Here is a 22,756-nt window from a genome sequence, read left to right as displayed (position 1 = left end):
CTACTTTTTCAGCGATACCTGAGATGATCGCCCCAGATAGAAAGTGCTATATTGCCCCTATGCCTCATGACCCTCATACCACCCACCCATGGGAACCGAATCTACTTGAGCGAACCATCTCGCTTTCACCAACCATTGCGTGTGCAGTAGGCGTGGAGGAAGCGGTTTTACTATCGATGTTATCCACAAGTCTACCCCTGTTGCCTGCGCAAACACGCAATGGGCACACTTGGTATTGCTTGAACCAAACTCACATCGAGTCTCTGATGCCGTTTTGGACCTCCTTGGATGTTCAACGCCTCAGCCAGAGTTTACGAGATCAAGGGTGCCTGTTACTGGCGTCAGCACCTTATGAAGAGAGCCGAGAACTTCGGTTTTCACTGAACCTGAAGGCTTTAAAAACACTGCTTCACCCTCAAACACCTGTGGATAAGTCAATCGAAGCCTCGACCGCACCTGTGCATAACCCACCTCCACCCACATTTTTGCCATCGAATTCTTCCGTATCACCAGGAATGCAATCACCAGAAGTGCAATCACCAGAAGTGCAATCACCAGAAGTGCAATCACAGGGAGCACAAACCACAGGGACCATCCATCAAGGCCACCGGGAAAGCCCCTTCCGAAACGCCAACTTTCCCCACCGACGCGACCGTTTTGTACCCGGCGCCAGACCGATACCACCTAATTGGCAGCCCGCCCAAGAAACATTGCAGCGTATTATGCAGCAGCACTATATTCCTGAGACATTCATTAACAGCCAGCTGCCGGAATTCATTACCTATTGGCGTGAAAGTGGAGAAGCCCATCGCTCTTGGGGTGCAAAGTTTCAAAGCCATGTATTGCGAAAATGGCGCCAGCATGAAAACGATCAGGCCCGACTGCACAAACAACAGATGGAACAAACCCCCATCCACAGCCAGTGGACACCGGACGAAGAAGTCATTCAACAACTCAGCCAAGAAAGCATCCCACTGACCTTTATTAATGACTGCGTGGCTCCTTTTCGTCTGTATTACAAAGACACCAATCAGACCAATCGCTCCTGGAACATGAAGTTTTTCAACTGGGTAAAAGAAGATTGGCAAAAAAAAGAAACGCCTTTCTTGGCCGACCGAAAGCCAGTGCCGATGCGTACAGACTGGCAACCTGCAGACTATACCCTCAACTACTTATCCGACCACTTGGGTATTGATCGGCAATTTGTGAAAGAGTGTGTGCCGGAGTTTGTCCATAAATGGATGGAGAAAGGTGGGTTTCGTAATAACTGGGGCGATCTGTTCAGCCAGCACGTCAGCACGCAATGGGCGTATTTCGAACAAGGCATTAGTATCAATCCAAAAGCCTCCCCTATTACGGAGCAATGGACGCCTTCGGCGGAATGTTTGGAGTTATTGCAAACACAGTGTGAAATGTCTGCTGAATTTATTCGCGCACAGATTCCAGAGTTTATTTTATACTGGCGCAACCGAGGTGAGATCAAACACAGTTGGGACAGCGTGTTTATTCGACACTTAAAATACATCTGGGCAAAACAACATGAACTCAGCCACACGCCCCCAGTTGTATCAACGACACTCACCAACACAAATAACACGATTAATGCAAATACCACTCAGCAAGGCCGTGCCCATGAAGGACAGCAACCAGCTCATCAACAACGTCGAACACGAGATATCTCACTCGAAGAAAGCCTCACCGACCGCAGCTGGGCCTACTAACTCGGAGCATGGCAATCCAGAACAAACAAGGCCATCACCACAACCTGTGTGGATTGATACCATTAACCAAGTTTTTGCACTGTTGAAAATCAGCTATCACAATCAGTACTACAGTGCCTTTCGCGAACAATCAATTGAAATTCAAGCCAAACGCTTATGGTTAGAGTCGCTCTGCTACCACTTCGAGCCGGCCATCATACTGCGTGCCACAAAGACCGTTATTGCAGAATCCGAGTACTTACCCACGCTGCATAAAATGCTCCGTCATTGCCGCAACCTTAGCCACGATGGCCTTCCCGAACCACGGGCCGCCTACGTCGAAGCCTGCCAGGCGCCCTCCCCCAAAGCCGGATTTACCTGGAGCCACCCTGCGGTTTATTTTGCCGGGCGCGAAAGCGATTGGTTTTTCTTAGGCAATACACCAGAGCACATTGCTTACCCAGTGTTTGCACGACATTACGAAGACTTATGTCAACGATTGCTAGACGGAGAAAAACTCCCTCCCATTGAAAGGCCACAACTGCCACAAACCATTGAAACACCACTGAGTAAACAAGAGAACAAAGAAAAGTTGAAAGTACTTAGAGAACAGTTGGATCTTTAGTTTTTCCATTACAAATTGCTTTTAGACCTTACTGTTTATACTAATACCAATACTTCCTTCCAACACTGCTTGCTCATAAAAATAGCTATGATTTAGCAATCACAGAAAATCTGTGACTGCTATTTTCTGAAAAAAACTCAATCCTTTTAAAAATCAAAAACGAATGCCCGCATTCACAACAGTGCGTGTCCGCGCTTCATTCAGCTTATCTTTGAAATTATCATCGCGCGCCGCAAAGTTACCTGCACTCCAATTGCTGGGATCATTCAAAGCTTGTTTTGCACGAGGAGTTAATAACTCCCAACTGGCCGCTGGCCACACAGTTCCGTCACCACGATCTCTTCTGGCAACAGCACCCATAGAATGGGTAAAGGCATCAATACCGTAAGACGCATTCACTCGGCCATTACTCAAATACGGGTTCTCGTCGTAGTAGTAATCCCCATGAGCAGAGTAGGCCGCACCAATAATGTCATTATTACGGGTCCATACGACAATTTCTTCAAAGTCATGGCGATGACCAAAAAAAGCAAAGGGTACGCCATTGTCTTTTGGCATGTAATAAACAAACATATGGCCACAGTATTCACCCACACAAGCACTCCGTGCATACGCTTGGCCGGAAGGGCTGGAGCTACATCCACCGTTATGGGCTCCTGAATTGTTTAACCCTGCATTATAATTTCCGCTATCATCTACAGCTGCAAACGGCTGACAACCATGCTCAATCACAAGCTTCGGTGTAAAACGGTTATGTGTGCTAGTAGCGCCGGTAGAAACAGGCTTTAATCGATCATGACCCGTTGATACACCAGGGCCTGCTGCATTTGAAAAAGAGGCAACGGCCGTTAGTAACACAGCACACACAGCCGGTAGAGACATTTTTATTTTTAATAATTTCATTTGCTTTTCCCAATAGAGAGAATTTTTATGGAAGTACCTTACTCACTTCAACAACACCCTTTTATTACTGCGCACATTAAACTGCAGTAAAAGACCCAAAATACTGAAGTGTACTTACCAAGAGGAAAAACAAACAAAAAGGTAGACAATATTTAATGTTAACTTTGCATGTCAAAAAAATTAAGGAGCCTGTCAAAAAAATATAAACAATCAGACATCATTTTTTAATAATTCTTTTTTATTTCTTCTACACTCATTTTTCTCTCTATCGAAACAGATTCTTCCTCAAGCAGGAAATACCCATAATCATCAGAATAATCACAAAAATAATGCATTATAATAGGCGACGACATTTCTTGATGATCATCCATTTTTTGAACAACACTCACTGCTTGCTGATAAGCCAGCGTAAACTCACCCAGATAGCACCCTATTTTATTTTTTCGATTGTCTCCGTCTTTAGGCATAATCGGCACATCAGCCACAATGAATAACGTTTTTGACAAATCCGCCGCTAAAGTTAACTCGGTCACATAATTTCCAAACTGATCTTGTTGATCTATCTGCTCATTCAACAAAAAATAAGTAGGCAAACTTTCATCGATTTGATCTTTCCCTTCGGTGTCATTCTCTTGAGAACTTTGTATTTGCAGGTTTTTTTTGGGTAGATTAGGCTCTTGCAAAGAATGCATAGCCGAAGAACTGGACGACTGAGATAACCGTTCGTTGTTATCCGCTTTATTTATTTCACTGATGCTTTTACTCGAAGAGGCCATCACTAACGCCGAACTGGCATCATTTTTACCGCCACCACCCTCTGGAGATAAAACGAATATTGTTATACCCCAAAGCATCCCAGCCGCAATAAACAATAAAAAAAATCGACTTTTCGAACAGTGATTTAAAAACAAAGGGAATGTAAAGAATCTGAACATAATCTACACAACCGAGCTAATAAAAATTGACTCGGTTGATCTTAAACACAGTAATGTTACAAAAACTGTTCAAGAGAAATATTAAAACATTCAGGTGCAATTGCTCTTCGGATTTTTCGAGTATTCGTCGGAGCAGCCAAATTAATACGGACAGGAGGAATGATCTTACCTAAGTTGGTATCATAAACCACGATAATTCTAGGCTTGTCTTGAAATTCGATATCCACTTGTTCTACATAAGCCAATTTCGCGTTATCCAATTCAACAAAACTGCCAACAGGGTAAACACTCAAGCTGCGTATCAGCTGATAAACCACGGCTTTATCCAAATGTTCATCACCCGCCCATTCCACCATTTTTTTCAATGCATGAGGTGGGAGCATACCTTTGTGATATACTCGATCTGCAGTGATGGCGTCATAAACATCCACTACAGACGCCATGCGGCTATGAAGTGGAATGTGCTCGCCAATAAGCCCTCTAGGATAACCGCTTCCATCGAGCCGCTCGTGATGCTGGGCACAAATATCAATAATTTCTGGAGCCAACCCTGGTATCTGTCGTAGCACTTCCTCACCATAGATAACGTGCCGCTTCATTTCTTCCCATTCTTCAGGCTCAAGGGAGCCGGGCTTATGTAAAACTTCATCGTCGATACGTACCTTACCTATATCATGCAATAATGCCCCAGTGACCAAGTTGTGTAACTTTTTCCCCTCAAAACCGACAGAACGAGCAAGCACCCCCATTAATACACTGACATTAAAAGAATGCTCTAATAGATAGCGATCTTTATCCCGCAGACGTGTCATACACAGTAGCGCATTCTGGTTGTTCATCATCGAACCTAATAAGCCATCTGCCATATCCTTAACTGGCAACACATCAACGCCACGCCCTAATTTAACATCTGTCATAATATGATGAATCATTTCCGTCGCTTCAGATTTAAGTTGTGATGCGGCGGCTAATTCCGTTTTGAGGTCTACATTAGGCTTGGGCCTCTGTTTTGCGGAGAGTTTGACCTCGCTGATTTCTTTTTCACTTTGTCGATCAATCTCATCTTGTGTCCTGCCAATGGCACAATTTTTACCTTTTGTAATATCAATGTATACATGGGTTACACCTAAGGAACGAATCATCTCAATGATTTTTTCCGACTTTATGACCCCTTTTTTGGATAGATTATTATCGGGAATCCATTCGTTATTCAGATCAGAAAGGTACATATCCACCTCTAAGGCGGAAATTGGAATACGTTTTATATTTTTTAGTGTCATTTGATCCATACAGCGGTTATCTACTCAAAAAGTCATGTCTTTCTGTAATACTTCCCATTATCGAAATAGACAAAAAGCAAGTGGCAAAATTCTAGATAAGTATAGTCAAATCTCCTTCTTATTTATTTAAACCCCTAATGCCATGCAAGTTAAACCCTATGCCGGCATTATGGACATACCCTTACAGAGCCATAAAGCATACCTATAGTTAAAGAATCAACATATAAGATATAAGTCGTAACCTATGAATATTCAGTAACAGGACAGGCTCAATGCGTGCATCTCCAACCGCTCGGCGTATTGCAAAAACTATTATGTATGGCTTCGATGCGTATTTTGCGGACTATCAAAATATCACTCTGGGCGCTAAAGCACGATTTGAACGTGGTGAATGGCAAAAAGTACGTGAGGCACAGACGGAACGCATTGACCTGTATAAATCGCGGTGCGATCAAGTCTTAGATCGTCTTGAGCACGTCACCAGCAAGTCGCTGCACTCTTTAGAATTATGGCCAGATGTTAAACAAACTTATGCTCAATTACTGGAACATCACATAAATGGCGAAATAGCAGAAACCTTTTTTAATACTATTTTTTGTAAAATCTTTGATCATCAACATATTCATGATCGCAATCTATTCGTACTCCCCAGCCATGCAAACGCAACTCTACCCACACACTACGCCAGAGTGTCTGAACCTTTATCTGGTGATGGCATCTTCTTAAGTTATACCTTTACAGGTAACCCTGAGTCAGTGATTGCCTCCATTCTGGATGACTTTCAGTTTTCTATCCCGTGGGAAGATGCCATTCGAGATCGACAGCACTTGTGTGATGCCTTATGCAATGAGATCGACATTACTTCAACCATTACCATTGATCTATTAGACACCTATTTCTATCGTAACAAAGGTGCTTATCTGGTCGGTCGAGTGGTCAGTAATGATTCGCTTATTCCCTTGGTTATTCCTGTGCTACGCAGCGATATAGGGATTTATGTGGATAGTGCAATTTTCAGCACGGATGAAGTGTCTGTAATATTCAGTTTCACTCGCTCTCATTTCTTTGTAGAAAGTCGCGTGCCTTCACGCACCGTCAGTTTTTTAAAAAATCTTATGCCTTCAAAATCTGCGGCGGAACTCTATAGCTCCATTGGTTTTCCAAAGCATGGAAAAACGGAATTTTATCGTGATGCCGTAGAACACACTCGCCACAGCAAAGACCTATATACGATTGCCCCAGGCACCAAAGGCATGGTAATGGTGGTTTTCACATTACCTTCTTTTGAATATGTCTTCAAAGTTATTCGAGATCGTTTTCGACCGCCCAAGTCAGTAACAGAAAAAGAAGTTATTGAGAAATATCATCTCGTTTCCAGAAGTGACCGTACTGGACGAATGGCGGATGCACATGAATACAGAAATTTTATTTTTTATCGTAATCGTTTTAGTTATGCCTTAATACAAGAATTATTAGAACTTGCCCCAAGCAAAATCACCCTTACCGAAAGCCGTATTATCATCAAACATGTGTACGTAGAACGCCGTATGACCCCCTTAAATCTCTACTTAAATACCGCTTCTTCCCATGAGATTGACGCCGCTATGGACGAATACGGTAACGCCATCAAGCAACTCGCCGCCGCCAATATTTTTCCCGGGGATATGCTACTGAAAAACTTCGGAGTGACGCGTCATGGGCGAGTGGTCTTTTACGATTATGATGAAATTGTCCCACTAGAAGACTGCCACTTCAGGCATATACCACAAGCACGAACCGAGGAAGACGAAATGGCCTCTCAACCATGGTATAGCGTGGCGGAAAACGATATTTTCCCAGAAGAATTTCGGCTTTTTTTCAGTGGAAAACCGTTAATAAAACAATCTTTTGAACAACAACACAGTGATATTTATAACGTTGACTTTTGGCAATCCATGCAAGAGCAGGTTAAAAAAGGCCATATTGCTGATGCCTTCCCTTATCGACGAAGTCGACGTTTTTTAAACGACTATCAGTAATCCTTCAATCATTAGCCTCTTCTATTTGTAGTGCCTTTTACGTCTATTAAACTTACCATAAAACTGAGACTCTTGAATTCCCACTGAAGACCTACGATAAAAACTGCAGCCCCACACCATTATCATCACATCGAACTACTTTTACTGTGCGCTTTTGTTGTATAGGAAGATGAGTAATAACTTCAATAATTAATTCTGATCCTATCGGTGGTAGAGGGTGTCCAAGAAGATTCAGATATAGACCTGTTGCAGATACATCTTTTGTAGAAAGGATTTGCTCACCGATAAAGGGGTTATAGACGCTCAAAAAACAATTAAAGCGTGTACGGGGAGATATACGCTTTTCTTTTTGTGTGCTTGCCTCTTTAGGAAGCACTTTATTAGCAATGTTATGATTCAATACCACCATAATACCATTCAAATAAAAAAGAAGTATTATGAAAGTATATTCATAGATGAGAATAGGAGCGCATTTTTTACAGTCTTTAAAACTATAAAAACGCGCTCTATTTATAAAAGAGTGATTTAAGCGAGTTTTAAGGGAAGGCTTCTCAACCTCTGCCCGGTTGCTTGGAATACCGCATTCGCTACTGCTGGAGCAATCGGAGGAACACCTGGCTCACCCACACCGGTAGGGTCTTCTTGGCTGTCAATGATATGAACTTCTACCTCTGGCGCTTCGGCTAATCGAACCAGCCGGTAATCATGGAAGTTACTTTGCTCAACCGCCCCTTCTTTAAAGGTAATTTCTCCGTACAAAGCCGCAGACAAACCAAAGATGATGCCACCTTCCATTTGCGCTTTGACCATATCCGGGTTAACCGCTCGACCACAATCCACCACACAGGTCACTTTATGGACGGTGATTTTCGATCCTTCCACAGAGACTTCCGCAATTTGGGCCACATAAGAATCAAACGAACGATGGGCAGCAATACCTTGGAAACGCCCCTGTTGAGGCTTACCCCATTGGGCAACCTTCGCAACTTCACGAATGACACCATTTAGCCTTGGCGAAGACTGGGTATGGTTAAGGCGCATTTCAACCGGATCCATATTGGCTTTGATGGCCAACTCATCCATAAAGCTTTCTTTGAAGAAACCAGTATAAGAGTGACCAACACTGCGCAAAAACCCAAGTCGCATACCGTGATCTACGGTGACATGACGCACTTCTTTATTGGGTACATCATAATCTTCGTGCAGACCTTCAACACTGGAGGGGTCAACCACCCAGTTTTCGAATAAACCGTAACCGCGTTTACTTAACCAGTCGACCATGCCATTGGGTAAAAAGCCAGGCGCGAGCACATCGATAACCTCATCGAGAATATAAGACATCATATTCCCACCAGATCGGGTTGCCGCCCAAGTTTGTACTTGGCCTTGGTCATCAATACTGGCTTTGAGTCGGGCAAGTGCTGCAGGGCGATAATAATCGTGACGCATATCGTCTTCCCGGCTCCATACGATCTGTACCGGCGTATTCGGGTGAGATTTTGAGAAGGCCTGACCCACTTCAACCGCCTCAACAACATAGTCGAGATTACCCCGACGGCCGAAGCTGCCACCTAACAACGTGGTATGAACGAATACGTTCTCTTTATCCAATTCACCATGATACGCCACGGCTGACTGCACCGCGCCAGTCATTTGTGTGCCCAACCAGATATCACAACGAGGGCCATTAAACTGAATCGTGCAGTTCATCGGCTCCATAGTGGCGTGCGCAAGAAAGGGCACCCAGTATTCCGCTTCCACCACGGTGCTGTTTTCGGAAGACTCGGCTTGTTGCAACGCTTGAACACCTTCCCCACTTTTAAAATGCTCTTCGCCTTCTGAGGTATCCAGCGCAGAGGCAAAGTCGTCTCTTATGTGGGTGCTGGATTGAGAGGCAAGAGGAACGTTACTCCACTCCACAGAAACCAACTTTGCCGCTTTTTTGGCTGTCCAAATATGTTTGGCGACGATGGCAACACCATTGTCGATAGCAAAAACCTGAGCCACATCCGCCAGCTTTAAGGCTTCAGTAGCGTCGAATTTCACCGGCTTTGCACCATACACTGGGCTGCGAATAATCACCGCTTTATGCAGGTTGGGCAAGTCAACATCGATACCAAATTGAGCTGTTCCGGTTGATTTGCTGATGCCGTCGATACGAGGTCGTTGCTTACCAATTAAATTAAAATCGGAGGCATTTTTTAGGGGCACATTTTCCGGTGTTGGTAGAGTACTGGCTAATTGCACAAATCGGCCATAAGGGTGACGCTCACCACTTGTGGTAATGATGTGGCCATCTTCCGTTTTCAATTGCGCTGGAGACACACCCAGCTCGGCTGCAGCAGCGTCAACAAGCATCGCTCTCGCATTGGCGCCGGCTTGCCGAAGTGGATAAAAACTCACCTTCATACTGGTACTGCCACCGGTGCCTTGCATACCAAACTCAGGGTGGTTAAAGGCTTTATTTACCGGTGCGTGCTGGACGGTGATTCGCTCAGGCAATACATCTAACTCTTCTGCCACCAAGGTGGTTAAGCCATGATAAGAACCCTGCCCCATTTCTTCACGGGGTAGGTAAAAATGGACGGTATTCTCTGGAGTAATTTGCAAAAACGCATTCAGCACTAAAGCCTCCGGCGAAGGCGATTGCACCGCGTTATTGCCACTAGCACACCCAGATAAACTGGCTGACAGCACTAATCCACCGCTGCCCGCCCCCAACAAGCCCATAAAGCCACGACGACTAACCTTTAATTGACTCATGCTTCACCTCCTGCAACAGACTTCTCTTGGGCAACCCCATCAGACACAGAATCGGCTGAGGGTGCGTTGTCCGAACCCGGTGGCTCCCACTGCGCAACACCACCGGCAGCGGTGTCCAAAATGGCGTCTTTGATACGAGGGTAAGTCCCACAACGGCATAAATTACCGCTCATGGCATTGGCAATATCGTCTTCGGTAGGATTCGGATTTTGGGCGAGAAGCGCACTGGCACTGATTAATTGACCAGACTGACAATAACCGCACTGAGGGACACTGTGTTTCACCCACGCCTTCTGTAACGGATGCAAATTATCGGCAGTACCCAACCCTTCGATGGTGGTGACATGGCGACCTTCAACCGCCGAAACGGGTAAAATACAAGTGCGGGTAGACACCCCATCCAACTGCATAGAACAAGCCCCACACAGCCCCATACCACAGCCAAACTTTGAGCCTTTTAAATTAAAATAATCCCGAATAACCCAAAGTAAGGGCGTATCTTCAGGAACATCGGTACTTACCGGCTCACCATTGAGCATAAAGTGGATCATGGTCAATCACCTTTTGGTTGTTATGAGTACGCCGCAAATTTCCAGAGAAATTCACGGCGCACGCACTTTATTATTGAAATCTTTTTACAGAACGGCTCAGGGTGGTTCGAGTTAAAGGGTTGCGCTCTTTAAGGCCAGTTTTTCTGCTTTTTCAGTCACTTTTGTCTCATCGGCAACGTCTGTCATCATGGACTGCCACCAACGCTGTGTATTCGTCGGGTTCAGAATATCAACGCGCTCACCAAACACCGGGCTCAGCATGTTTACGCGTTTTTCATTGGCTTTGTTTAAAGCACGCTCAAAGGGCTCATACCAATCGTGCAATGCCAAATCGAACGTGCCGTTATGAATGGGCACCATGGCCACGCCTTTTACATCCAAATGCGCCTGCACGCTTTCTTCCGGCATCATGTGAGTATCACCCCACATTTTGTTATAGGCCCCGGTTTCGATTAGCGTAATATCAAACGGGCCATAGGCGTCACCGATCTCTTTAAAGCCGGCAAAATAACCGCCGTCACCACTGAAGAAAATTCGGCTTTCTTTCCCGATAATCGACCAGCTGCACCACAAGGTTTTATCTCGATCAAACAACCCTCTGCCTGAAAAGTGCTGCGCCGGAGTGGCCACCAACTTCAAACCATTCACTTCATGGCTCTGCCACCAATCCAATTCGGTAATCTTTTCTTTCGCTACACCGAACTTTTGCAATCGCTTGCCCACTTTTAAAGGCACGACAAACTGCTTCACTTTGCCGTTAAGCTCGCGAACACTGGCTTTATCTAGGTGATCATAATGGTCATGACTGATAAGAACGACATCAATAGGCGGCAATTCATCGATTGTTAACGGCGCATCATGAAAGCGTTTTGGCCCCATCCACTGCACAGGGGAGGCTCGTTTACTGAAAACTGGGTCGGTAAGCACATACTGCCCATCGACTTTTATCAAAATCGTGGAATGCCCTAAGCGGTAGAGAGAAGGAGAAGGCGCCTCCTGAAGCGCTTGCGCGGTTAACGGTGTGACCGGCACAGGCTGGGTCGGCATGGGCGCAGTACGGTCTTGAACAATAAACTGTTTCAAAATACGAAACATGTTCTCGGTATGTACTGGGGCTTCATTAACAAATTTGCCGCCCTCTTGGGCTGCATTTTTTTTAACCTGTTCAGCAAAACTATTATTCATCGTAGACACCAACATTCCCATTCCAACTATAATTCCAACTACTGTCTCAACAACCTTTCGATTCAGTCGATTCACACTCAACACCTTTTGAAACTCGTTGATTCAAACTTGTGCATATTATAATCACTGTTTTTTGACGCCACATCCACCTCCCATCACGCCATTCGACATTCCATGTGTGACATAGAATTTATACAAAAATATAAAGCTTTTATTTCTTTTGGATATATCAGAAATTGATAAAAAGAATGCTGCGATTTAAAAAATATCAAAAATAAATATCAGCACCTGGACAATGATCTACTTGGGATGTGATTTTAGAAAAAACCCTGAGGACATTTCTCCCACATAAATAGAATGGTAATTTACAAAAACTTGCGTTAGAAAAAACGAAAAACAATGGTAAATAAAAAGTGAAAATAAATTATTATTTTACCCATTTAAAAATACCACCCCGCCATAACTTTTGCTTTCAATATAAAGATCAATTCATTTTTCACTCCTGATGATGGATTACTTTCTCTTTATTTTCCTATATCGATCAGTCAATCAAACCCAACTTTTCCCTCGCTTTATTAACCCCACCGCATCTTATACCATTGTCCCATCTTAACCACGGTGAACCCTATACTCAGCGATGTCGCAAGAAAAAAGTAACATAGGTTTAGAAGAAAACCGCTACAACATTACCAAACTACTGGGAAAAGGCGGTTTTGGCGAAGTCTACTTGGCTTGGGACAACCAACTTGAGCGACAGGTAGCCCTTAAAGTCATCCACAAGTACGCTGGCGACCTCAAACAAGAGGCCAAAGCACTGGCCAAGCTGAGCCATGAAAATATTGTTGGCATTTACGACATTATTCAGTGGGAAAGTAGCCCAGCCATTGTGATGGAATACATTGATAGCGGAATATCATTCACCCCAGAACGTCTAAAACACCTTACCTTAGCGGAGTTTCTGAGCTTTTACCTACCTCTACTCGCGGGTGTTGAGGCCATTCACGAACAGCACCTCATCCACGGTGATATCAAACTTAGTAATATTCTCATTGATCACCGAGGCAAGGTGAAACTCACCGACTTTGGTTTAGCCCAGCATGAATCGTGTAACAACAACCATTCTCACTCACAACAAAATACATTTGATTCAAAAGAAAATGAAGAGAATACGGTTTCCGATAAAATAGTCGGGTCTTGGGAATGCCTTTCTCCTGAGCAATTGCGCAACAAACCTCTCACCGCCGCGACGGACATTTTCTCATTGGGCACCATTTTGTTTTCTGCACTATTTGGTTATCACCCCTTTGTCATCACTGGTGATTCACAAGCAACACGAAAGGCAATAGAAACAGGGGCCAAATTTCACGGAATCACTCCAAAAAACAAAGAGCTGGAACCCTTTATTCATATTTGCCAACAGATGTTGCAAATCAACCCTAAACGACGTCCAACAATTAAACAGGTACAGGCTCTATTCCAGCCATACGGAGAGTTTGTTACGACTAATGCACTGGGAATAGCTTCAGAAGAAACTCAATCTCTTGACGCCTCTCCAGATAACACATGGGTGTCAGTTCTCAAGCAGCGCAGCACTGTGATAACAACATTAATATTTGCAGGAGCCATTGCCGCTACTATAAGTGGGTATTTTCGAGTGTTTGAACCGATTAAGTCGACGCTGGTCATCCCCACATTGGCTGAATCATTAGCTCACTCCAATAAAGTTGATAAAGACGGAAAACCAATAACCCCAGAGTTGCAAAAGATCTTAGTTGAGAAAGAAAAAGCAATGACGGTGATAATGGACGATGAATTAACCGACTCAGTGTTGGCAGACCCGAAACGGCGGCTAGTGACCAAACGGGAGTGGCGTGGAAACAGAGATTGGCAGCAAGTGGCCGAATCGTTGTTAGTGGATGAGATTGTTTTTGGTCAAACTCAATGTAACGAATTTGAATCGTGCCGCTTTACACTGTCTAAATATAGCCGCAAAGAGCGAAAGGTAGTCGATAACGTCTCTATCGACACCCCAACGGATAATATACTCGAAGTCTCAGAAGTGATCAGCTCAATGACCGACAATATGTTAGGTGGTTATCGCAATGAAAATACAGAAAAACGAGCGACTCAAGAAGAACTCGAACACTATTTACGATACAGAGCAAACCTAGATAAATTATCAAATACCGAATTAATCACTGCACTGGAAGGCATGATTGAAAAAGGCACATCATTTAATACAGCATACGCTTATCTCGGTAAACTCTATTTAAAAGAATATGAAGTCACCAGAGAGCATGACTGGCTACTCAAAACCAAAACCATTGCTGACCGCATTAGCCACACCATTAGTGGGTTGGAATTGCTCTTCTGGATGAACATAGAAAAGAAACAATTTACCAAAGCCCAGGAAATTTTAGATCAAATACGCCAGCTTCCTGCCATTGATCAGTCATATCTCGTATTAAGAAACAGTTTTTTAAAGTTTGAATCAGGAGACAAAACCAAAGCCGTAAATTATTTATTATCCCAGAATAACATTAGAAAGAACGCTCGTTACTATCACACCTTAGTCTATATGCTAAATGATTTGGCCAGAAACGAAGAAGTTCTCAGCTACACCGAACAGTGGTTACAATTAGAACCCGAAAATAGAAATGCCAAAGAATACCAATTGGTCGCTCTAATTTTTCTGGGTGACCTGCGTAAGGCACTCGACATAGGGCTAAAATTGCAAACTGAAAATGCCAATCAATTAGTTCTTGATAATCTGAGCCTAATTTATTTACTGCAAGGTGATTTTGATCAATGTATTAAAATACTTTCTAACCTTTTGAAAGCAAACCCCGACAATCGTAACATTCTTTACAATTTAGCCGAGGCGTATCGAGGACAAAAAAACAACGCCAAGGCAAATGATCTGTTCAAGCAGTTCGTGACGGCCACATTAAAATTTTCCGATCTTCAATGGCAAGATCATGCCTACCTCGCTTTATCGTATGCGCATCTTAAACAAACGAATGAAGCCTTATTATCGATGCAAAATATGTCAGCTCAAGCGTTAGCCTCCGGTAACTCGAGTGACGGTATGTATTACTTACTTTCTTCGCATATTTATTCTCTACTCGGTCAAAACAAAGCTGCCCTTATCAATGCAAAGGAGGCACTGCGTAAAGGACAAGGGCTCCATTGGTTTAACTTGCCGTGGCTAGCTGAGCTAAAAGCTCAGCTAGAGCTCAAGGCCGCTAATTAAAGGGCGTCTTAATAAGGCTTTGCGGGGCGTGTAACATCTGTAGGGTCAACAAATACAAATTGCTGAATTCCATTTTTCGTCTTAAGCGCCAACATCGCATAACTGTAAGTTGCCACCAATGGATCATGAATGGTGACTCGAATACCTAAACTTTTGCCATTCAACACTTTCACCTGTTTAACAATTTTCCCTGCTGCACGATCTGCACGAAAAGCGTCCCAGCTTCCAGGGAAATACAGCATTGCCGCCGATTCACTACCGTAAGCCAACGATAATTGATTAATAAACGTGTTATAGACGGCATCCGCAGTATATTCACCATTTTGTACCACTCTCATGTTAGCAATGGTATTTCTGATTTGCGCCAATACGGCTTGCTGTTCATCAGTTAAATTCTGAGCTCTTGGGTCAAAACCAAGGTCATCTACGAACTCATACAGGTGTGCTTTATCGCCTCCAAGCTTGACCTTAAACCTCCGCGAGACACCATCACTAGAAGTCGCACTGGGTGCTGGCGTGTAAAAACCATCCATAGGTGCACCGTTGTTTAAATACACCAAACACGTTTCTCTCTCTATATCGAACGGAGTTAACCAAGTTTCCAAAAAACGGCTGTCCATACGCAGTAGAAATTTGCTGTTGTTCGGGTCGTTCAGTTCTACCAACTCTAACGGGCGCGCTTGAGGGTTGCTGCCTCGCTGAGGAATCAAAGCCCACTCTTTACCGTTATCATGTTCATTACGGTTCAGAATTGCCACATCACCCTCGGTCGTCAGCGCCTTAATGTACCAATGGGTGTGTAACCCTTCCGCCTCAGTATCCGATACCAAACTCACCCGCCCAGAGGCTTGGTTACCCGCCAAATACAGGCCATATTGTAAGCTCTTCAATTTAAAGAATTTAGTTTGAGGAATAAGCTCAAGCTCCCATAGCACCTTGTGTGGCTGCTGCCCCACCGCAATTTGACGCGGCAGAATTTCAAAAGCGACATCGTGCTGTTCGTTGGCCGATAACACCATCACTTGGGTTTTGGTATCAACATTCTCGGTATATAAATGGGAAATCACCGCAGCGTCACGCCAAATTTGGCGCTCATTACCAGGGTCTACGACACCCGCTGAGGCTATCATTGGCACCGCAATAAGCGGAATAAAAATTGATGCTACTTTTTTAGCCATTTTTAAAACATTCATTGAGCAAAACTTCCCCTAAAATCCACTTTGGTGGGGCGGACTGTAGAGACCCGCTGCCTCAGAGTCCATTACAAACTCTTACAAAATTGAAAAACGGTCACGATTACTTTGCTTTAAGTTGCCTAGTTGCCTTAGGATTTTGCTTTTACGATCAGGAAACCCCATGGCCATTTTGCGATCAACCGACAGCTCATCATTTATTTACCTTAAGCCCGCCCACATCTTTGGGCGTGACCCTAATACCGCAGATCAGCTGTTATTTGATACCGCCTGTTCACGCCTGCATTGCGTGATTCGCTGGCAAGGTAATTGTTGGGTACTCACTGACGAAAGCCGCAATGGCTGCTACATTAACGGCACACCCACCAAGCGCGGGCAAACCGTACGATTAAAGCTGGGGGATATATTTGCTCCCAGTAAAAGTTCGCAGCCTCAATGGCAATTGGAAGATGACTCTGAACCCACCCCAGTCATTATTACCACCTGTGGCAGCCGACTCATCAAACTCAGTAGTTTTAATTTATTGCCCAATGAACATACCCCTATCTGTCAGCTCACCCAGAAAAATCATCAATGGTATTTCGAACAAGGCCATGATTCCGTGGAAATTTCAGAAGGGTTTATCTTTGACATGGCAGGCCAACACTGGCGGTTTTACCCCAATTACGTAGTGCAAGAGACAGAAGTATTCGAAGATAACAGCACACCGATGTTAATTTTTGACGTTAGCCAAAACCAAGAACATATCGGCTTGTCAATGAATATTGATGGCCGGAATATCGAGTTTGGTTACAAAGCTCACCATCAATTTTTACTGGAAATGGCAAAGCACAAATTGGAGTTCAATAGCGAAAAGGACGCCGGTTGGATGAGCAATGATCTGCTGATGCATAACCTGGGGATAGATATTAATTACCTCAATATCCAAATCTATCGCATTCGGGATGCCATTAAAAAGTACTCCCCTTATTGGGCGCAACACTTAATTGAACGACGCAGAGGAGAAGTACGGTTGAGCGGATGTGAAATTAAGATTCATCAATAACCTTTATGTACTTAAACCCTTTAAACACCTACCTTTTTATAAAGATAGGTGTTTACACCAAACGGTTTATTGATGAATTTATTTCCAACTACAGTTCATACCGCTTTCTGTAACGGTAGCGAGTTTTGCTTCATCGGCGGCATCATAGGCGAAATAAAAACCACCCGCACGTACTGGTTCAGAAACATACCCAGATTGATTAAAATACACTTCACTACGGAATCCCGCTTTAGCGAAGAAGACTTTAAGACCTTCTCCCATTAAATGGTAAGGTCGAATTAGCCCAGCATCCTGTAAGCCATTGATCACACTGGTAAATTGATTAATTGTCTCTGTAGAATCCCCTGCGTTGTCCATGGTTGAACACACCGCCCATTTCATATTACTCGGGATATCCAATGCTACCCGGTTAGTGATGGGGGTAAGAGAAGATGCCTCTGGATGCATAAATACCATACTTGCGCCGATTCTCGCTGCCGATACCTGAGAATTATTACTGTTTAAGTCTGATGCGTTAGTTAAAAGGGACAGACGTAAAAAAGCAGCCTCCTCCGGTGAATAACGAGCGGTATAAGCCTCAAGATAGTTGCGACCTGCCTGAATGACTTTTTCGATAGGCCATTGCCTGAATAAATCAAAAGAACCCTCATCAAAAATGCCAAATCCGGTTAAACTTTCTACTTCTTGAGCCAAACTCAGCGCTGCATCCCCAGCACCTAAGCTACTTGTGGTACCATAAATGTAGGCATACTGCTCTTGATATTTAGGGGCCGAAACCTCACATAGCGGATGCGCAAGCCCAGAACAAGAAGGCGCATAAGCATGAGTTGAGAAATGCAAATGATCTTTAGAGCGATAGCGCATCACATCTACTTTCGCCAACATACTTTCCAGCGCATTGGGAAACGTCGTTGTAGAGTTCAGCTGCTTGATTGTATCCAGCACTAAGTCTTTTTGGTTTCCGTGAGTTCCCACAAACTGCACCCGTTGTGTTAAATCTACATCGGCACCGATACTTGCCGGTGGCAGGTAACCAATACACTCCCCATAGTAACTTGATTTTGTGCCCGTCGTTTGGTTGTACTCCATTTTCCCATGGCGGGTACACGCCGTTTTTGCTAATCCACCTGAGAGATTTGTCGCACTGACATTATTTAACACATCATCAAAGTAATCATCAAAATTATCGCCACCACGATTATGGGTGTATAGCCAATCGCCACCGCTCATTTCTAATGCGTCTTCTTTTATTGAATTTTTGTACGCTGAAGAAACATTCGTTTGTGGCACAATTTTCCAATTGTTTAAATCAGATTCACCTCTGGTATGGTACGTATTAGTACTACTGGCGCGTAGATAACTCGCATTATCAGGGCTATAGAAACGAAAGCTGTCTTCTTGTGCGTCGTACTCAGACTGCCACTGTTCTCGCCACTGCCCTCGATACCCAAGCTGCGCTTTCCAATCACCGCCGGCCCACAACGATAAGGTGTTCTCGGCATAAGCACTGATAAAACGAGGCTCATTATTTTCACAACTTAATCGCCAAATGGAATCGGTTCCTGGTTCGGAAACCGCATCTACATTGCCATACGTTGGCGCTTGCGGCCCTCTCTCATTATTGGCCCATACTTTACTTTCAATATTAAATAAGCCCACCTGTTCATTTTCAAAACGAGTACAAATAGGTAATGGCATATCCCGCTTCAACTTCACTTGCCAATCATTAAATAAGGATTCACCCTTAGCATGAGAAGTATTGCTCGTACTTGCACGTAAATAACTGTCATTTTGAGGAGAATAAAATCGGTAGGTATCCGCTTGAGCGTTGTATTGAGATTGCCATTGTTCACGCCATTGATTGCGATAACCTAATTGGGCATTCCAATCTCCCCCGGCCCAAAGTGACAAGGTTGCTTCAGCAGAATCACTGATCAGTCGAGGGTCACCATTTTCACAGGCCACCTGCCACAATGTATTTTCCGTTGGGTTAGTCACCGCATTCACATTATTGTAGGTAGACGCTGAAGCACCATTAGGATTATTCACCCAAGTACCGCTAGCGGGGTTATACAACCCTATTGTCTCACCTTCAAAGCGTGTACAAAACGGCAATGGCATTTCAGTACGAGGCACTACTTTCCAAGTCCTACCGGCTTCAACTGTAGATTGGTTAAAATACGCTTTGTTCGCATCCGCTCGAAGAAATGCATCATAACCTGGCGTCTTCAATCGATACTGATCCGTGCTTGAAATATGTTCAACCAGCCAATCCTCTCGCCATTGACCTCGGTAACCCAATTGGGCATCCCCATCACCACTGGCCCATAACGACAACGTGTCTGTTGCGGCGATACTAATAAAATGTACCGTTTCCTCATCACACTCTACCTCCCACAATGCATTAGCGGTTGGTGTAGCTGTAGTATTTAATTTGTTGTAAGTCTTAGCCTCTGCACCATGTTGATTGTTTACCCAAACTTGACTCGCCGTGTTATATAATCCGACAACCTCACCATCAAAGCGTTGACAAAAGCCACTCGCCGCTTGCACACCAGACGCGGAAAGCAACGCCCCACCCAGTAAAAAGAACGACGATAGCGGCTTTAAAACACCTATTTTTGTCGAAGGAGAATGAATCAATAATGTGGAACGTTTCCCGTCCATAAGATTTCCTCTAATGTTAAAAGAAATAAAAAAGCAGTGGTTTGTGAATGCAGAGAAGGATACGGGAGTGGCAGTAAGAAGCCATTACAAACCCTTACTGCTTGATTGAACATTAAAAGATGAGAAGCAATAAAATTCAGTCTATTGCAAATGGCAATCACAGTGCCTTTAAAACAAAAAACACCTATCTCTTTAAAGAAAATAGGTGCTTAAACAAACTCGCCCGGTACTTACGGCTTCTTATCAGAAGCCAACAGTAAATCTAACATCGTCAATAGGCCAATTTAAGAACAGCTCACGGGGACTATGCTTTCCACTCAGGAGGAAAAGCTTTCTTTTCAGTGACAACGAACTCGCCCCCTTCATAGTGCCCCTCATCGTATTCCCACTCGATAGGCTTCATGTCTTGGCTGATCGTTGCATCAGGCCAAGTCTTTTGGGCGTATTCCAGTTCTTTCTTTGCATGATCTGAGAGTTCTATTTTTACTGTTTCTAGAATCTCATCTCTGAGATCACGGAGAAGGGGATAGCATCTTTCAGTTTCAACTGATTGGAATGTGCTGAAATGTAAAGTAAGTGCATGATATCGGTCTATAGGGATGATACATGAAGAACGAAATTGCTCACTTAACATGCCAGCTGCTTCCTTATAAGCATCATAACGAACCATTAATAACCCATTATCTAGAGTTGTGATCCGCCAATTTATAGGGGATATCTCTCCTTCATTGCGACTTTTGTACGCGCCGGGACCTTTTGTGTAGTAAATTAAATTAACAGCTGCCTGTTCTAAATGAGCAGGATTAAATAGAGAAAATTCCTTGAGAATCGTAGGAAAATAAAGCAAAGTGCCTGATGCCGAAAGGCTTCCGAGACACTTAATTCCAAACGGGAATCCAAAAACACCAAAACTACGAGTAAAAATACTGATCACCTCGGAAGAGCCCGCTCTTTGTTCTCTCCTCTGAGGATCTGTTATATTTTTAACACCATACTCTGCTTTATTAAGGTAATTTATGTTGCCTTTAGTATTGGCTCGATTTCGCGCATCCGCTGGATAATGGGCCGGCAGTTCAATAGAAAATCTTGTTCCATTAAAATTAAAAGAAAAAAGTTTTTTTGACTTACCACCGGGAACATAGGGCCTTTTATCAGAAGCCAATAATAAATCTAACATCACTACCAAACCCACCATTAATCTACGAATTTGCTTTGCAACTTCTGAGCACTTTCATACCAATAATCATTACCCCGCCCAAAGTTAGATTTGACCAACGCATTTAAATGCATCCCAACATGCACCGATTTTTGAAGGGTTTTTCCTACTGCATAAATGCCTGCTGCGGCTGCAATAGCTACGACCCCATCATTGGCCATTGCCTTATTGAAAACGTCCACGGCAGATTCAGAGGTTAGCGCATCCCAAAAGGTAGCAACACCCACCGCTGCGAGCACAACTCCTACACCAGAATTATCAGCCACTGTTTTAGCAAAGCCTGTTGCACCACTCCCCAATTCCTCCGTATTAGTACGCTGAGCTTTTTGCAGCTCTGCAATAATATTACCATGGCGAATTTGCCCCTTAATACAGTAGGGATTGTTATTGAATCCATGATCACCATGTAACTTCATACCCAATTCTTCACACTTCCTCAAAATATCCCTAATATCCGCTTCAGCATTAGAGAAAAAGAATTCCATATTAGACATAAGCTTCGCCATAGAAGAATCTATCTCCCTCTTATGACTTGCCATAGCTTTCACTCCTGAACTCCCCAACAACTGATCCAGAGCCCCCGAAAAGCTCGCTGCACCTTTACCCTGAACTAACCAGAGAACAGGTATGTCATTGATTTGAGACTGCTTAGCCAAATATTGAATAGAAGCAGCTAAGCGCTTTTTAGTGGGAAGAGCGTCAAACTGACCATTAGGAATGTTAAATAAGGAAAATTCTGATTGATCTGAAACCAAAGCCTCTTCATTTACAACTGGGCACCTCTAAAAATAGCCCAACTTTGATATAATCTCACTGTTCAAAAATTTCAAGAGTTTCCTTCTATGTCTCAGCCCGGCTTTTTTGATTTAGATGACAGGTATCGCAAGTTAGATGAAAAAGATCCATTAGTTCATCTCAACAAACTGATATTTTGGGAAGCCTTTCGTCCGACCTTAAAGGAAATACGAAAGTCGAACCGAAAAAGCAATGCGGGTCGTAAAGCCTATGACGAGCTTCTGATGTTCAAAGTACTCGTACTTCAGCACTTATACAATGTATCCGATGATCAGATAGAGTACCAAATACGGGACCGCTATTCTTTTTGCCGGTTTTTAGGTCTGACTCCATCGGACAAGGTGCCTGATGCCAAGACAGTGTGGCTGTTTAGAGAAAACCTAGTCAAAGCTGGTTTAATGAAGCGTTTGTTTTTTACTTTTGATGTTCAATTAGAGGAACACGGTTTTCAAGCAAGAAAAGGTCAAATAGTGGATGCGAGTTTTGTCGATGTTCCCAGGCAGCGCAATAAAAAGGAAGAAAACAAACAGATAAAACGCGGTGAAACGCCTGATCGTTTTGAAAAGAATCCGAACGTTGGCGCTCAAAAAGATACGGATGCCCGCTGGGCGAAGAAGAACCAAGAGA

The 22,756-nt window shown here is 43.8% G+C and carries 17 protein-coding genes; 6 read left to right on the top strand and 11 right to left on the bottom strand.

From position 1 onward, the window contains the following. Positions 1–23: 23 nt before the first annotated feature. The gene (locus LU351_RS06945) at positions 24–1,721 is read left to right on the top strand and encodes a DnaT-like ssDNA-binding domain-containing protein (protein WP_232593338.1); all 1,698 of its coding nucleotides are present in this window, start codon (positions 24–26) and stop codon (positions 1,719–1,721) included. Continuing rightward, positions 1,633–2,325: a replication protein P gene (locus tag LU351_RS06940; protein ID WP_232593337.1), complete on the top strand. Its 693-nt coding sequence runs from the start codon at positions 1,633–1,635 to the stop codon at positions 2,323–2,325. Before LU351_RS06945 ends, LU351_RS06940 begins: the two co-directional genes overlap by 89 nt. Before the next feature lie 153 nt (positions 2,326–2,478). Here the strand turns inward: LU351_RS06940 and LU351_RS06935 are convergent, their stop codons facing one another. The 3 genes from LU351_RS06935 to LU351_RS06925 form a co-directional block, all read right to left on the bottom strand. Further along, positions 2,479–3,228 (bottom strand): NPP1 family protein, encoded by a 750-nt coding sequence (locus LU351_RS06935; RefSeq protein WP_232593336.1) that lies wholly within the window; start codon positions 3,226–3,228, stop codon positions 2,479–2,481. 224 nt (positions 3,229–3,452) lie between these two features. Further along, positions 3,453–4,082, bottom strand: a complete 630-nt coding sequence (locus LU351_RS06930; protein WP_232593335.1) for a hypothetical protein — start codon at positions 4,080–4,082, stop codon at positions 3,453–3,455. 137 nt (positions 4,083–4,219) lie between these two features. After that, positions 4,220–5,452, bottom strand: a complete 1,233-nt coding sequence (locus tag LU351_RS06925; protein ID WP_232593334.1) for an HD-GYP domain-containing protein — start codon at positions 5,450–5,452, stop codon at positions 4,220–4,222. 263 nt (positions 5,453–5,715) lie between these two features. On the opposite strand from LU351_RS06925, the gene aceK reads away from it, so the two are divergent. Next, positions 5,716–7,461: a bifunctional isocitrate dehydrogenase kinase/phosphatase gene (gene aceK / locus LU351_RS06920; RefSeq protein ID WP_232593333.1), complete on the top strand. Its 1,746-nt coding sequence runs from the start codon at positions 5,716–5,718 to the stop codon at positions 7,459–7,461. A gap of 91 nt (positions 7,462–7,552) precedes the next feature. Here the strand turns inward: aceK and LU351_RS06915 are convergent, their stop codons facing one another. The 4 genes from LU351_RS06915 to LU351_RS06900 form a co-directional block, all read right to left on the bottom strand. Further along, positions 7,553–7,870: a PilZ domain-containing protein gene (locus tag LU351_RS06915; RefSeq protein ID WP_232593332.1), complete on the bottom strand. Its 318-nt coding sequence runs from the start codon at positions 7,868–7,870 to the stop codon at positions 7,553–7,555. A 116-nt stretch (positions 7,871–7,986) separates the two neighbouring features. After that, the gene (locus LU351_RS06910; RefSeq protein ID WP_232593331.1) at positions 7,987–10,224 is read right to left on the bottom strand and encodes a xanthine dehydrogenase family protein molybdopterin-binding subunit; all 2,238 of its coding nucleotides are present in this window, start codon (positions 10,222–10,224) and stop codon (positions 7,987–7,989) included. Further along, a complete protein-coding gene (locus LU351_RS06905) occupies positions 10,221–10,775 on the bottom strand; it encodes a (2Fe-2S)-binding protein (RefSeq protein ID WP_232593330.1) in 555 nt (184 codons plus the stop codon). The genes LU351_RS06910 and LU351_RS06905 overlap by 4 nt, the downstream gene beginning before the upstream one ends. Before the next feature lie 111 nt (positions 10,776–10,886). Next, positions 10,887–11,960, bottom strand: a complete 1,074-nt coding sequence (locus LU351_RS06900) for an MBL fold metallo-hydrolase (protein ID WP_232593329.1) — start codon at positions 11,958–11,960, stop codon at positions 10,887–10,889. 637 nt (positions 11,961–12,597) lie between these two features. Between LU351_RS06900 and LU351_RS06895 the strand changes: the two genes are divergently transcribed. Continuing rightward, a complete protein-coding gene (locus LU351_RS06895; RefSeq protein ID WP_232593328.1) occupies positions 12,598–15,213 on the top strand; it encodes a serine/threonine-protein kinase in 2,616 nt (871 codons plus the stop codon). Between the two features lie 8 nt (positions 15,214–15,221). Here LU351_RS06895 and LU351_RS06890 read toward each other — a convergent pair whose 3' ends face one another. Beyond that, positions 15,222–16,406 carry a hypothetical protein gene (locus LU351_RS06890; RefSeq protein WP_232593327.1) on the bottom strand — a complete coding sequence of 395 codons (1,185 nt, stop codon included), beginning with the start codon at positions 16,404–16,406 and terminating at the stop codon, positions 15,222–15,224. A 163-nt stretch (positions 16,407–16,569) separates the two neighbouring features. Here LU351_RS06890 and LU351_RS06885 point away from each other — a divergent pair, with 163 nt between their 5' ends. Beyond that, the gene (locus LU351_RS06885) at positions 16,570–17,451 is read left to right on the top strand and encodes an FHA domain-containing protein (RefSeq protein WP_232593326.1); all 882 of its coding nucleotides are present in this window, start codon (positions 16,570–16,572) and stop codon (positions 17,449–17,451) included. A gap of 78 nt (positions 17,452–17,529) precedes the next feature. Here the strand turns inward: LU351_RS06885 and LU351_RS06880 are convergent, their stop codons facing one another. The 3 genes from LU351_RS06880 to LU351_RS06870 form a co-directional block, all read right to left on the bottom strand. Continuing rightward, entirely contained in the window at positions 17,530–20,118 is a 2,589-nt protein-coding gene (locus LU351_RS06880) for a hypothetical protein (RefSeq protein WP_232593325.1), read from the bottom strand. Positions 20,119–20,422: 304 nt separating this feature from the next. Further along, positions 20,423–21,298 carry a hypothetical protein gene (locus LU351_RS06875; protein ID WP_232593324.1) on the bottom strand — a complete coding sequence of 292 codons (876 nt, stop codon included), beginning with the start codon at positions 21,296–21,298 and terminating at the stop codon, positions 20,423–20,425. A gap of 14 nt (positions 21,299–21,312) precedes the next feature. Beyond that, entirely contained in the window at positions 21,313–22,089 is a 777-nt protein-coding gene (locus LU351_RS06870) for a hypothetical protein (RefSeq protein ID WP_232593323.1), read from the bottom strand. 87 nt (positions 22,090–22,176) lie between these two features. On the opposite strand from LU351_RS06870, the gene LU351_RS06865 reads away from it, so the two are divergent. Beyond that, the coding region (locus LU351_RS06865) for a transposase (protein WP_232592392.1) at positions 22,177–22,756 on the top strand (580 nt) is incomplete at its 3' end.

This window comes from Marinibactrum halimedae (assembly GCF_021234875.1).
GTDB classification, from domain to species: Bacteria; Pseudomonadota; Gammaproteobacteria; order Pseudomonadales; family Cellvibrionaceae; genus Marinibactrum; species Marinibactrum halimedae.
Note: the sequence above shows the minus strand (reverse complement) of the source record. Positions and strands in the feature narration are given on the sequence as shown.